14 protein-coding genes are annotated in these 13,126 nt (G+C 65.3%); 6 read left to right on the top strand and 8 right to left on the bottom strand.

What is annotated here, in order from left to right; genetic code table 11:
* Positions 1–2: 2 nt before the first annotated feature.
* Positions 3–1,733 carry an L-aspartate oxidase gene (locus ACSU1G_RS18525; RefSeq protein ID WP_439281450.1) on the bottom strand — a complete coding sequence of 577 codons (1,731 nt, stop codon included), beginning with the start codon at positions 1,731–1,733 and terminating at the stop codon, positions 3–5.
* 70 nt (positions 1,734–1,803) lie between these two features.
* Between ACSU1G_RS18525 and ACSU1G_RS18520 the strand changes: the two genes are divergently transcribed.
* Positions 1,804–2,736 carry a LysR family transcriptional regulator gene (locus ACSU1G_RS18520; RefSeq protein ID WP_439281449.1) on the top strand — a complete coding sequence of 311 codons (933 nt, stop codon included), beginning with the start codon at positions 1,804–1,806 and terminating at the stop codon, positions 2,734–2,736.
* 107 nt (positions 2,737–2,843) lie between these two features.
* On the opposite strand, the gene ACSU1G_RS18515 is transcribed toward ACSU1G_RS18520, so the two are convergent.
* Both ACSU1G_RS18515 and ACSU1G_RS18510 read right to left on the bottom strand, forming a co-directional pair.
* Positions 2,844–3,107, bottom strand: coding sequence for a hypothetical protein (locus ACSU1G_RS18515; protein ID WP_439281448.1), 264 nt, complete (start codon positions 3,105–3,107; stop codon positions 2,844–2,846).
* Between the two features lie 276 nt (positions 3,108–3,383).
* The gene (locus ACSU1G_RS18510; protein WP_439281447.1) at positions 3,384–3,653 is read right to left on the bottom strand and encodes a glutaredoxin domain-containing protein; all 270 of its coding nucleotides are present in this window, start codon (positions 3,651–3,653) and stop codon (positions 3,384–3,386) included.
* A gap of 184 nt (positions 3,654–3,837) precedes the next feature.
* Here ACSU1G_RS18510 and ACSU1G_RS18505 point away from each other — a divergent pair, with 184 nt between their 5' ends.
* Positions 3,838–5,481 (top strand): beta-N-acetylhexosaminidase, encoded by a 1,644-nt coding sequence (locus ACSU1G_RS18505; RefSeq protein WP_439281446.1) that lies wholly within the window; start codon positions 3,838–3,840, stop codon positions 5,479–5,481.
* Between the two features lie 20 nt (positions 5,482–5,501).
* A complete protein-coding gene (locus ACSU1G_RS18500) occupies positions 5,502–6,680 on the top strand; it encodes an ROK family protein (RefSeq protein ID WP_439281445.1) in 1,179 nt (392 codons plus the stop codon).
* On the opposite strand, the gene ACSU1G_RS18495 is transcribed toward ACSU1G_RS18500, so the two are convergent.
* On the bottom strand, positions 6,561–7,562 hold the full coding sequence (locus tag ACSU1G_RS18495) for a DMT family transporter (RefSeq protein WP_439281444.1): 1,002 nt from the start codon (positions 7,560–7,562) through the stop codon (positions 6,561–6,563). The two genes, ACSU1G_RS18500 and ACSU1G_RS18495, sit on opposite strands and share 120 nt — an antisense overlap.
* Before the next feature lie 40 nt (positions 7,563–7,602).
* Between ACSU1G_RS18495 and ACSU1G_RS18490 the strand changes: the two genes are divergently transcribed.
* Positions 7,603–8,088 (top strand): MarR family winged helix-turn-helix transcriptional regulator, encoded by a 486-nt coding sequence (locus ACSU1G_RS18490; RefSeq protein ID WP_439281443.1) that lies wholly within the window; start codon positions 7,603–7,605, stop codon positions 8,086–8,088.
* Here ACSU1G_RS18490 and ACSU1G_RS18485 read toward each other — a convergent pair.
* The 4 genes from ACSU1G_RS18485 to ACSU1G_RS18470 all read right to left on the bottom strand — a co-directional run bounded on the left by ACSU1G_RS18485 (position 8,078) and on the right by ACSU1G_RS18470 (position 10,708).
* The gene (locus ACSU1G_RS18485) at positions 8,078–9,106 is read right to left on the bottom strand and encodes an FUSC family protein (protein WP_439281442.1); all 1,029 of its coding nucleotides are present in this window, start codon (positions 9,104–9,106) and stop codon (positions 8,078–8,080) included. The genes ACSU1G_RS18490 and ACSU1G_RS18485 overlap by 11 nt on opposite strands.
* A gap of 64 nt (positions 9,107–9,170) precedes the next feature.
* Entirely contained in the window at positions 9,171–9,425 is a 255-nt protein-coding gene (locus tag ACSU1G_RS18480; protein ID WP_439281441.1) for a hypothetical protein, read from the bottom strand.
* Positions 9,426–9,524: 99 nt separating this feature from the next.
* A complete protein-coding gene (locus ACSU1G_RS18475) occupies positions 9,525–10,265 on the bottom strand; it encodes an SDR family oxidoreductase (RefSeq protein WP_439281440.1) in 741 nt (246 codons plus the stop codon).
* A complete protein-coding gene (locus ACSU1G_RS18470) occupies positions 10,262–10,708 on the bottom strand; it encodes a hypothetical protein (protein WP_439281439.1) in 447 nt (148 codons plus the stop codon). Before ACSU1G_RS18470 ends, ACSU1G_RS18475 begins: the two co-directional genes overlap by 4 nt.
* A 98-nt stretch (positions 10,709–10,806) precedes the next feature.
* Here ACSU1G_RS18470 and sigJ point away from each other — a divergent pair, with 98 nt between their 5' ends.
* Both sigJ and ACSU1G_RS18460 read left to right on the top strand, forming a co-directional pair.
* Entirely contained in the window at positions 10,807–11,694 is an 888-nt protein-coding gene (gene sigJ / locus ACSU1G_RS18465) for an RNA polymerase sigma factor SigJ (protein WP_439281438.1), read from the top strand.
* 91 nt (positions 11,695–11,785) lie between these two features.
* A complete protein-coding gene (locus ACSU1G_RS18460) occupies positions 11,786–13,126 on the top strand; it encodes a M20/M25/M40 family metallo-hydrolase (RefSeq protein ID WP_439281437.1) in 1,341 nt (446 codons plus the stop codon).

Here is a 13,126-nt window from a genome sequence, read left to right as displayed (position 1 = left end):
ACTCACTCCACGAGCTTGCCCTCGGACGAGACATCGCGGATGAGAGCCTGGATCTCGGCGGGCACGGGCGGGATCTGCTCACGCGTGACGCCGGTGATCGGTGACCAGACGAGGTTCACTTGCAGCGCCGGATCCGTCTCTGGGAAGTCGCTGCGATTGTGGCATCCGCGGGTCTCGCGCCTCTCTAGTGCTGCTTCCAGAGTCGCCCGTGCGGCCAGAGCCGAGCCCTTGAGGTCGAAGGCGTGCGCGAGATCCTGAAAACCGGCGATGTCGGGGTGGATACCGACGTCCTGCATCCGAGCCTCGATGCGGGTGAGCTCAGCAAGGCCCGCCAACAGCCCCTCTTCAGAACGCACCACGCCCGCGTGCGCTGTCATCGTGTTGCGGATGCCGCGCTGCAGCGCCCGCACGTTCTCTGGCCCATCGGCCGCGAGCAGGTCATCGATCTCGGCGCGAGCCTGCGCGACGGCCGCGGGGGAGCGCCGTTGTGCATCCAGCGCCGAAGCGTGTGCGATCGCGGCCTGACCGACCAGCCGCCCGTACACGAGCAGCTCGATCAGGGAGTTCCCGCCGAGACGGTTCGCGCCGTGCAATCCGCTCGATGCCTCGCCGATCGCATAGAGCCCGTCGACGTCGGTGCCGTGGTCTTCCGGACGCACCCACACGCCACCCATCGAATAGTGCGCGGTCGGAGCGATCTCGATCGGGTCGGTGGTGATATCCAGCATCTGCAGCTCCATCATCGTCTGGAAGACGCGGGGGAGGCGGGTCATGATCGTCTCGCGAGGCAGATGCGACACGTCGAGCCAGACGCCGCCGTTCTCCGTGCCGCGGCCCTCCGCGATCTCGGTGTACGCGGCCAACGCGACACGGTCGCGGGTGGACAGTTCCATCCGCTCCGGGTCGTACTTCGACATGAAGCGCTCACCGAGTGCATTGCGGAGGATGCCGCCTTCACCGCGCGCGGCCTCGGAAATCAGGGTGCCCGCGGCGTTCTCCGGCTCGATGATGCCGGAGGGGTGGAACTGTACGAGTTCGGGGTCGCGCAGCCGCGCCCCCGCGTCGACGGCGAGCCGGAACGCATCGCCGGTGTTCTCGTCACGACGCGACGAGGTGCGGCGCCAGATGCGGGTATGTCCGCCGGCAGCGAGGATTACAGCATCCGCATGGATCAGAAAGCGCGTGCCGTCGGACTGATCGAATCCGTAGGCGCCGAACACGACGTTGTCCTTGACGAGAATGCGCGTGATGTAGACGCCATCGAGGATCGGCACATCGAGCTGCTCGGCTCGGCGCACCAGCGTGCGCTGGATCTCCAGCCCCGTGTAATCGCCGGCGAATGCGGTGCGGCGGAACGTGTGCGCCCCGAAGAAACGCTGCGAGATGCGGCCGTCGTCTTCACGGGCGAAGTCCATGCCCCAGCGCTCCAGATCACGGATGCCGCGCTCCGCACCCTGCGTGACGACCTCGACCGTGTGCGGATTGGCGAGGAGATAGCTCTCCTTGATCGTGTCGGCGGCGTGCTGCTGCCAGCTGTCGTCGGCATCCATCGTGCCGAGAGCCGCGTTGATGCCACCAGCGGCGAGCGAGGTGTGCGCGTCGTCGCGGTGCCGTTTGCCGACGGCCAGCACGTCGACACCGCGTTCAGCCACTTCGATGGCCGCGCGGAGGCCGGACCCTCCGGTTCCGATGACCAGGACGGTGGTGGAGATCTGTCTTTCACGAGCGCTCATGCTTCCATGCTAAGAACGCACGTCCGATAACTCCAGTGCATTGTTCATATCATGTCGATAGACTTTGGACATGAATCTGGAGCAGTTGAGAGGCTTCGTCGAGATCGCCGACATTGGACACTTCACTCGTGCATCCGAGAATCTGCATCTTGCCCAGCCTTCGCTGAGTCGCCAGATCTCGACGTTGGAGCAGGAGTTGGGTGCCGAACTGTTCCATCGCGCTCGCGGGAACATTTCACTCACCGACGCGGGCCAGACGCTTCTGCCGCGTGCACGGCGCATGCTGGCGGATGCTGATGCCATCCGTTCCGAGATGGCAGAGCTGGCGGGTCTGCAGCGGGGGCGTGTGCGTCTCGGTGCCACGCCGACCCTGTGCATCAGTCTGGTCGCCGAGGCGATGGGGGCGTTCCATGTCGCGCATCCAGGGGTGGAGCTGCTGCTCACCGAGGCTGGCTCGAACGTATTGATCGAGCAACTTGCGGCCGGCGCCGTTGACATGGCGCTCATCACGCTGTCGGATGCGCTGCCGGTCACGGGATCTGCGCTGGTGCGCACGCCGTTGCTGACCGAGGAGTTGGTGGTCGTATCGTCCGCAGCGCACGCGCCTGTCGCCACCGATGAGGGTATCGATCTTGTCGGCCTCTCTCGTCTGCCGCTCGTGTTCTTCGCGGAGAGCTACGACCTTCGGGCGACGACGGATGCTGCCTTCCGTGCAGCCGGCCTCGCGCCGACGCCGGTTGTCGAGGGTGCCGAGATGGATGCAGTGCTGCGGTTCGTCGAGCGAGGACTCGGCGTCGCGGTGGTGCCGGCGATGGTGTTGCTTGACCGACCGACGCTGCGGTCCGCGCGCCTGCGTGACCCACGTCTTGCCCGTACGATCGGCCTCGCTCACCGCTCTGACGTCAATCCCACTCGTGCGGCGGCGGCGATGCGGCGGGTGATCGTGCGAACGGCCGGTGAGCTCGTCGACCGTGACCCGACGACGATGAGCCTGGTTGGGTGAACCGCGCCGCCTGCTCGGCCGGCGCGCCACGAAACAGGTGCTACCACGCACGACGAAGGCGGCTGGGCTGTCCGTCCGAACTGCCTGCCGCCTTCGAAGTCATTCTATCAAGCCTTCTCGACGAACACCACGGCTCCGCTCTTGAGCGTGAGAATCAAGGAAGTCAACCAAGTGCTGTGCTCAAATCGTCGCAACGCCTCACTGTAGATGACTGCGTCACCGAGCTCAGTCCGAGAAGTATCGAGAACAAGGCGTTCAGCACCCTGTTCCTTTGCCCGGCGGAACTGATTTGAAATCGTGCTCCGACCCGATCCTCTGGGAGTCTTGATCTCCCACGTCTGCCCGTTCATCAGGATGTCCAGGTTCTTCACTCGATCACCGTGTTTGAGAGGCAGGAACTCAACCTTCATTCCGACGGACGCGAGGCGTGTGGCCGTCTCCAGTTCGTTGAGTTGAAGTTTCAGGCCTCGTGGTACGCGTACGGGGTGTCGATGCTCTTGGAGAACAGCACCCATGACGTGCGCTCGCGTTTTCATCGCTTCATTACACAAGGCGGTGGACGCGCGGGTGGGGCGTGTTGGTCGCAGATGACGCGATCCGTGGAGAACTCGAGAAGATCGTGTGATGTGCAGAAGATCAGGCGCGGCCTAACCCGCGGGTAGCGCCTTCACCGCCGCGGCCAGCACCTGCGGCACCGTTGGTACTCCCTCGGCGCGGAATACCTGAATGCCGGCGGCATTGCGCACGATCACGGTGGGTGTGGCGCGGATGTAGAGCGCCTCAGCGGCATCCGGATCCTGAGCCACATCGATTTCGGTGATCGTCGCATCGGGGAGGAACCGCACCGCATCGGCGAGCACCGCGCGCGTTCGTGAGCATGCGCCACAGAATGCGGATGTCACCAGTGTCAACTCCACAGAGCAACCTCCCTTACTCCACCCCAACGCAGACTCGGGTAATCAAATTCCGTCGAAGGTCTTGCGGTTTAATTAATAAGTGTGGATTATTAATTAACCATCCGGGTCTACTCACGATGGTCTACCTAGTGGCTCACAGAGGAGTTCAGATGCGAGAGATCATGCGAGTGGCGGTGAAGGGCTGATGCGCGCGCACACTCTCATCCCGCGTCCTCGTCTCTACGAGACGGCCGATGGCGCGTTCACAATGACGGAGTCCATCGAGGTCGTGCAGGCCCCGGATGCCGCGGATGCTGTCGCACTGCTCGCTGAACGGCTCTGGGCCGGCGCCCGCATTCGCGTGGACAAATCGGAGTGCGATGGTGCCGGCATCCGCTTCGTGGAAGATGCCGAGCTGGCATCCGAGGCGTATTCGATCGACGTGACACCGCTCGCCGTCACGATCGCAGCGGCAAGTGCCAGCGGATTCGGTCATGCGGTCGCTACGTTGCTGCAACTCATGGGCGAAGGAATCTGGCGGGCGGCATCCGCTCTGCCTCGCACCATCGAGATCCCGGCCTGTCTCATCGAAGATGAGCCGGCATTCGAATGGCGTGGGGTCATGATCGACGTGGCCCGGCATTTCCTGCCGGCGCGCGAGGTGCTGCGCATCGTCGATCTGCTCGCGATGCACAAGTTCAACCGTTTGCACCTGCATCTCACCGACGATCAGGGCTGGCGGGTTGAGATCCGCGCCTTCCCTCGTCTGACTGAAGTTGCCTCCTGGCGTGATCGCACGCAGGTCGGCGCCGATGATGCGACCGCTCCTGAGATCACGCGTCCGCACGGTGGCTTCTATACGCAGGATGACATCCGCGAGATCGTCGCGTATGCCGCGGGCCGTGGTGTCGAGGTCGTTCCCGAGATCGATCTGCCTGGGCACTCGCAGGCCGCCATCTCGGCGTATCCCGAACTGGGTGTTCCCGGCCCGGGTGGTGCGCTGCAGGGTGTCGAGGTCTACCCGCGCTGGGGCGTCAGTGCGTACCCGCTCAACGCCGAGAACGCCACGGTCGACTTCTTCCGCACCGTTCTCGACGAGGTGCTCGAACTGTTCCCCTCCGTCGACATCGGTCTCGGTGGTGACGAGGTGCCTGCAGGTCCGTGGGAAGTCGACCCGCGTTCGCAGCAGTTGGCGCGTGAACGTGGTCTGACGGGTCCGCGGGAGTTGCAGTTCTGGTTCCTCGAGCAGTTGCGCACGCACATCCAGCAGAAGGGTCGGCGGATGCTGGCCTGGGATGAGGTGCTCGAGCACGAGGTCACCTCAGATGTCACGGTGCTCGGATGGCGAGGGGATGCCGGGATTGGTGAGGCACTGCGCCGCGGCATCCCGGTCATCGCCTGCCCCGACAATCAGCTGTACTTCGACTACCGTCAATCCGACGATCCGCGCGAGCCGATCCCGGTCGGTGTGGTCGTCGGGCTCCGCGAGGTCTACGGGTTCGACCCGGTGCCTGCATGGGCGACACCTGAGCAGGCGTCGTTCCTGCGCGGCGCACAGGCGAACCTGTGGGCCGAGCATTTGGAAGACGCCCGGGCGCGCGACTACATGCTGTGGCCGCGCGCGTGTGCCTTGACTGAGGTGCTGTGGAGCGGCCCAGGAGGCGACTTCGATGATTTCGCCGAGCGACTCGGCGCCCACCTGCGCCGCCTGGACGAGCGCGGCGTGGAGTACCGGCGCGCGTCAGGGCCGCTACCGTGGCAGGAGCGTCCTGGTGTGAGCGGACGTGTTCAGAATCAAATGGAACGGCAGCAGGAGATCGACGAGCTGACGTCCGCGATCGTACGGTGAGCGTGCGAGAGAAGGATGACGTGGCACGACAGGGTGAGCCGTCTCGTGGGGCGACCGGCATCCTGGCGCTGACCCCGGCCGAGTTGCGTGCGCTGCGACGTGAGCCGCATGCCCCAGGCGGGGCGGCGATCCAGGTCACCAGACAGCACAATCTGTCGGTCATCCGCCGACTGCTCTACGCGAACGGACCGCAGACCAGACCCGAGCTTGCGCGTCTCAGTGGCCTGTCGCTACCTACCGTCGGCGGGCTCGTCTCAACTCTGGTGGATGCCGGCACGGTACAGGACCTCGGGGTTCTCGCACAGGCGAAGGTGGGAAAGCCTGCATCGCGCGTGGCCATAGACGCGGCCGGAAACGTCTCGATCGTGCTCGACCTCACTCATGACGACATGTTCATCGGCGCGCTGGTCGACTTGGACGGGACAGTGGTCGACCGCGTGCACGTCAGCATTGGAGACGCCAGCGGCGAAGCCGCGCTGGAGCACGCGGTGGATCTCGCGACCCTCCTGCTCGATCGCGCCACGGCGCAGGTCATCGGCATCGGAGTGGCATCCCCCGGACTCGTGGACGATCGCGGGCAGGTTCACGTCGCCGATCGGCTGCGTTGGCGCGATGTGCCGCTCGCCGACGTGTTGCAGGAACGCACCGGCATCCCCACGGTCGTCGGCAACGATGTCAATCTTCTGGCGCTCGGTCTCAGCCGCTTCCGCAATCGCTCAGGACGCGACGCGATCGTCGTCGCGCTCGACAACGGTGTGGGTGCCGCGGTACTCGAGGGTGGCAAGCCCGTGCTCGGCGAGCAGTTCGCGGCGGGGGAGATCGCGCATCTCACCGTCGTCGCCGACAGTGAGATGTGCCCGTGTGGACGACGCGGATGCCTCGACATGATCGTTGGCACTCAGCACCTGGCGCGCCGACTCGAGGCAGAAGGCGAAGGGATTCTCGAACCGTCCGGGCGGATTCTCGGCGAGGTGCTCGCTCCCATCGTGATCATGCTGAACATCAATGTGATCGTGGTGGTGGGTCCTGCATCGCTTGTCGAGGGTCCGTTCGCGGATGGTGTTGTCAGCGGCATCCACTCACGGCTGCGCCCTGCGATCATCGAGGGCTTGAAGATCGAAGTCGGCGCAAACGATCCCGATCTGGTTCTGCTCGGTGCTGCCGCTGTCGTGATGGAGTCCCAGCTCGGCATGCGCTGAGTGCTGTCTGCGCCGGACGTTGGCCAGCACGATGCTGCCGAGCACGAGAGCGATACCCAGCAGTTGCAACGCGCTGAGCGTCTCGCCGCTTATTGCGACGCCGAGTGCGACGCCCGTCACGGGGTTAAGTAGCCCGATCACGCCGACGACTCCGGCGGGCAGGTGACGGAAGCCGCTGAACCAGCAGAAGAAGCCAAGAGCGGTGGCGATCAGGCTGACGTAGCCGAATGCGATGAGCTCGGATGGTGAGACGGCGGGCGGGGCGCCCTCGAACAGTGAGGCGGCGACGGTCAGTTCGATGCCGCCGACGATCAGCTGCCATGCGGTGACGGTGAGCACCGGCGTGCCGTCGTTCCACCGTTTCATGAGGATCGCGCCGAGCGCCGACATCGCCATCGATGCGAACGATGCCGCGATGCCCCAGGCATCTAATCGCCCGGTCGCGGTGCCGACGATGAGCAGCACGCCCGCAGCGCCGACGCCCGCGCCCAGCAGTACGCGCGCGGTGGGGCGCTCGTGCAGGATCAGCCAGGCGAAGCCCGCGATCATGAGCGGCGCGACGGAGGTGATGGATGCCGCGACGCTGGAGGGCAGCAGCTGGGCTGCCACGTAGACGAGGCAGAAGAACAATCCCATATTCAGGGTGCCGAGCACGATCGAACGCCACCACCAGGCACCGTGGGGCAGCCTCCTCACAACGAGCAGCAAGACGAGTCCGGCCGGCAGTGCGCGGATGGCCGAGCCCCACAGTGGCGAATCGGCCGGCAGGAACTCGTGCGTGACCCAGTAGGTTGAGCCGAACACGATCGGTCCGATCGCGGCGATCAGCGGCCAGCGCAGTGTGCGCCAGACACTGTGTTGATGCCGAGAATTGTTTTCCATGGAAACGAGCATACGTTCCATGGAAAGTAAGATGGTGCCTATGTCAGAGATTGATCGCGTAGCGACGTTCGTGGAGCAGTGGCGTCGGGAGCGCCCGGAGCTCGACCCGAGCCCTATGGCCGTCATCGGGCGGATGCGGCGAGTATCGGATGACTTCACCGAGGCGCTGATCGAGAACTACCGTCGCTACGACCTCGGCGAGGGGGAATTCGACGTGCTCTGTGCGCTGCGTCGCACAGGAGATCCCTTCACGTTGCCGCAGGGAGAGCTCGCCGCGCACACGATGGTGACCGCCGGTGCGACCTCGAAGCGTGTCGACCGTCTGGCTGCGGCCGGTCTGGTTACGCGGCATCCGCATGCCGAAGATGGTCGGGGCCGTGTCGTCGGGCTCGCGGACGAAGGGCGAGCGCTGATCGATGAGATCTACCCGACGCACCTCGCCCTGGAGGAGTCGCTGCTCGCACCGCTCAGCGCCGCGGAGCGCCGGGAGCTCGAGCGCATGCTGCGCAAGCTGATCACTGGCTGACGTCGGAAGGCGGATTTTTCGGCAGCGGCTTCGAGTGCAAGATACCGGACACCGCGCCGAGCGTCGCACCGATGATCGTGTCGATGATGCGCTCAAGGGCGACATCCATCGATCCGATCTGGCCCGTGGCGGCTCCCGTCAGCAGCAGCACGAGCGGAGTGATGATCATGAGTGCGAGTGCGTAATGGCGAACCACGACGAGTTCGACCGAGAACTGCATGATGCCGAGCAGCAGCGCGATCCATAGCCCGGAAGGATGCAGCAGCACCAGCAACGCATAGACGCCGACGCCGAGCACCGTGCCCAGCATCCGGTGCATGCCGCGCTGGAAGGCCGCCTTGCGCGCGGCGGCTGATCCGATCACGGCGATGGCGGCTCCGACGATCCAGTAGCTGCGAGCAGGATCAACGAAGGAACCGATTAGTACACCGAGCACGGACACGATGGCTACGCGCAGAAGCAGCATCTTCGCATCGGTGTCGAGCGCCGGGCCGGGCAGCAACTCGCGCAGAGGGCGCGCGCGTCTGGCGCGTACGCGGGGGACGAGCAGTGGAGACACGGCGACCAGATACGCGAACAGGCAACCGCCAGCAACGGCCGCGGTGTACTCGAGCGGCGTGACCGGGGAATGGGCGATGACCTGGGCCGACAGCCCGAACATCAGCACGAAGAACAATGGGCCTGGCGGGCCGAGTCGGAATCCGAACGCGAGTCCCGAGCTGATCAGCGCGATGGCCACGATGCCGATGCTGACCAGCCACGGCTCCGCGGCAGCGTATGCGCCGGCCATAGCGCTCAGGGTGAGGCCGATGCCGACCAGCGGCAGCACTTTGGCGCGCTCGACCACGGGGGCCGCGCCGGCGAACAGGACGGTGAACGCGCCGGATGCCGCGACATAACCCAGCGTCGGCATACCCAGCAGCGTCAGCACGACGATCGGTACGGTGAGCCCGATCGCCGCCTGCAATCCCAGTTGCCAACGAGGACCATGGGATGGGGCGAAGGCGAACAGACTCACACTTCCATTGTCCTCCTGCCTCCCGCACGCTCCCGCCGCTTCCGGGCTCAGCCGCGGAGGAGGATCACTCGCGGTCGAGACCGAAGGTGCGCTTCACCAGCGCCTGCACGTCACGGTCGAGTCCGTCCATTCGGCCGTTCATTGCGTCGAGACGAGTGTTCACGGCGTCGAAGCGCGCATTCATCTCTGCGCGCAGGCCGCCGATCTCGGTGCGGACCACGCGGATGAACAGCGTCGACACCACAGTGAGCATGCCGAACATCAGGGCTATGAAGGCCCCGATCATCGTCCATATCTGTGCATCGTTCAACGCGTCCACCCTTTCATTGTCATCGACACGACCCATCCTGCCAAGTGGATCGCCGACAACGCGGAATCGGTGGATAACTCTGTTGAACAGACAAATGTGCAGTAAGAGTCAGTGCGCGGTGAGCCACTCTGCGAATGTCTGACGGCCGAGCGCGGCGCCCGGTCCGGGCAGCGCGTAGCCGGCGCGCATCCCCTTCATCTGCGCCGTCGGCAGATTGATGGAGGAGATCCACGCGCGGTGTCCTTCGGCGCGCGCATAGGCCTTGATCATCGCGTCGAGGGCCTCCTCGCGGGGACCGGCAAGATCTCTCGTGCGCTCCTGAGGATCTCCTGCGGCGAGGTCGGCAAGATGCGCGCCCACCTCGCGGGCAGCGATCGGCTGTACACGGGCGCGCGGGGCGAGGTGGAGCGGCCCCACTTTCCCCCGGGCGAACAGCTGCGCGGCGAACTCATGGAACTGCGTTGCACGCAGGATCGTCCACGGCACGGGAGAGCCTTCGTACACCTTCTCCTGGGCGACCTTGCCGGCGTAGTAGTCGTGCGGCATCCGATCGATGCCCACGATCGACAGCAGCACGACATGGCGGGCTCCGGCATCCGCAGCCGCGCGCACCAGCTTTCCGGATGCCGTCGTGAAGAACTTGATCGCGGCATCCGCCTTCAGTGTCGACACGTTGGCGGTGTCGATGACGGCGTCGACGCCTGCGAGCGCGGCATCCAGCCCCTTGCCGGTGATGAGATCCACACCCTGAGATCGGCTCAGCACGACTGCCTCATTGCCTGCGGCCTGCACAGCATCGACGGCTCGCCGGCCGACGACTCCTGTTCCTCCAGCCACTGCGATCTTCATGCGATGTCCTCCTTCGTTTCGATGATGGACCCTGATCTGGGGCTGCGGCTACGGGGTCCAGGAAGCATGAGCAGAAGTCCGAGCAGAACACTGCCGCCGAGGCCGATGATGTTCCCGATCACGTCGATGATCGGCATCCCGCCGAACTGGGCGGCGTGGTAGATCAGGTGAGGGATCCCGAAAACGGTCCACGCGACGCCGACGACTCGACCCGATTCGGGGCCACGCGTGAACGCCGCTGCGATGCTGGCCGCAGCCAACGCCAGATACAGCGCGCCGACGTCGCGGATGAGGTGCTCATTGAAGGGTCCGTCGACCGCGATCCAGACTCTGCCGAGGCCAGGGAACGACTCGTAGAAGCTCGACGGCCAGACGGCTGCCCACAGTCCGACGAAGCCTCCGACGACCGCGGTCGCCCACAGCAGTATGCGGCGCATGATCATGTTCATACCTCTTCGACGATGCAGCGCAGGGAAATGTGAGGATTCCGCCTCACATTTCGGCTCGCCGCATCGTCGAAGGTGGAGGAGGATGTGACGTGATGGATGGAATCGACGCGCTCGAAGACGAACGGCGTGGCCTGCTCGCGCTCTCTTACCGGCTGCTTGGAACAGTCGCCGACGCCGAGGACGCCGTGCAGGAGACATATGTGCGTTGGTACCGGATGTCGGCTGCCGAACGTGCGGTGATCGTGAACCCCGCGGCGTGGCTCACCCGTGTCGCAGGCCGCATCTGTCTCGACATGCTTGGATCCGCGCGCGCCAGGAGGGAGCGCTACGTCGGCGAGTGGCTGCCCGAGCCGGTTCCCTGGTCATCGTCCGTTGTGTCTGTGCGGTCGGTTGATCCTTTGGATGCCGTGACACTCGACGACTCCGTCAGCATGGCGTTGCTCGTCGTTCTTGAATCACTCACCCCAGCCGAGCGCGTCGCATTCGTGCTCCACGACGTGTTCGGGATGCCGTTCGCCGAAATCGCAGCAACCGTGGGCCGAACGCCGGATTCCGCGCGGCAGCTCGCCTCACGGGCCCGTCGGCGTGTGCAGGAGCGCCGAGTCGGGGCGGCGTCTCGTGAGCAGCACGATGCGGTCGCACGGGCCTTCGCGGCGGCAGCTGCGACTGGAGAGCTCTCGGCGCTGATCGCGCTGCTCGACCCCGACGTGGTGCTGCGCTCGGACGGCGGGGGCAAAGTTTCCGCGGCCCGCCGACCCGTGTTCGGCGCCGACCGGGTGGCACGATTTCTTCTCGGACTGCCGCACCTCAACCCGGGCATGGTGCTCGCTCCGACACTGATGCCGGATGGTGTGGCGTTCCTCGCGAGCATCGATGGCAGGGTCGACACGATCATCTCCCTCGCGGTGAGGGCCGATCGCGTCGCCGAGATCTATCTGATGCGCAACCCAGACAAACTCACGCTCTGGCACGCGTCCTGACGTTCCGGTCGCAGTTTCTGTCGTCCGGCGTCCGTCGTAGCGACAGAAACTGCGACCGGAAGGATGCCGACTCACCGGATAGTCTGGCCCGATGACTGCAGTGACAGCGCGGCCGGGCATCGCTGACCGGCTCTCTCGGATGATTCAGCTGCCGACGGTGTCCGCTGAGCTCGAAGAGCGCGGGATCGAGCCTTTCGAAGATTTCGTCGTGCTGATCGCAGAACTGTATCCGCTCGTCCACGCGCACCTCCCACTCGAGCGTCACACTGAGTTCGGACTGTTGTTCCACTGGAATGGTCGAGCTGCCGCATCCGACGGCCCGCTCGTGCTGATGGCGCACTATGACGTCGTCCCTGTCGACGAGAGCGACCCATGGACGCACCCACCGTTCTCTGGCACCATCGCCGACGGCCACGTCTACGGGCGCGGTGCGCTCGATGACAAGGGTCCGCTCATCGTGATGCTCGAAGCCGTCGAGAATCTGCTCGCCACGGGTTTCGTCCCCGCACGAGACGTGTACCTCTCCTTCGGCGGGAACGAGGAGACTTTCGGTGCGGCCGCCGTGGAGATCGCCCGAGTTCTGAAGGAACGGGGGATCGTGCCGTGGCTCGTGCTCGACGAGGGCGGTGCCGTGGTGGATGCGCCGCTGGCGTTCGTACAGGGCCGTGCCGCGATGATCGGTGTCGGGGAGAAGGGCGTGCTCACGCTGAAGCTCAGCACCCGCGGTGACGGCGGACACGCCTCAGCGCCGCCGACGCTCACTGCCGTGCGTCGTATCGCCCGTGCGGTGAACCGGCTCGATCCAGGAACGTTCCGTCCTCGCACACCGAAGGCGATCTCGCGGATGCTGTCGCAGTTCTCCGAACAGGCATCCGGACCATCGCGGCTGCTGCTGAAGGTGCTGGCCAGCGTGCCCTTCCTGACTGCGCGCGTGTTCGCGGCGCTCGGCGGAGAACCCGCCGCGATGGTGCGCACCACAGTCGCTGCGACCATGCAGTCCGGAGGGACAGCGGCCAACGTCATCCCCTCACAGGCATCCGCCACCATCAACCTGCGTATCGCGCTCGGCGAGACGGTCGAGGATGCCGTCGTCCGCGTGCGCAGGCGAATCAACGACCCGCTCGTCTCCATCGATGTGCTCGAGGGCAGTGCGCCGTCACCGGAATCTCCCACCGACAACGCGCAGTTCGCTCTGCTCGGCGAGGCACTGGAACAGGCATTCCCCGGCGTCCGACCGGTGCCCTACGTGATGATGGCGGCAACCGACTCACGCCACTTCCACCGGTACTCGCCGGCCGTCTACCGCTTCGCGCCGCTGGAGATGTCGAACGCCCAGCGGGCCTCGATCCATGGTGTCGATGAGAGTGTCGAAATTTCCACGCTGGAACGCGGCGAGATCTTCCACCGAGCGTTGCTCGAACACCTGAACTGA

This window comes from Microbacterium sp. A93 (assembly GCF_051842835.1).
Note: the sequence above shows the minus strand (reverse complement) of the source record. Positions and strands in the feature narration are given on the sequence as shown.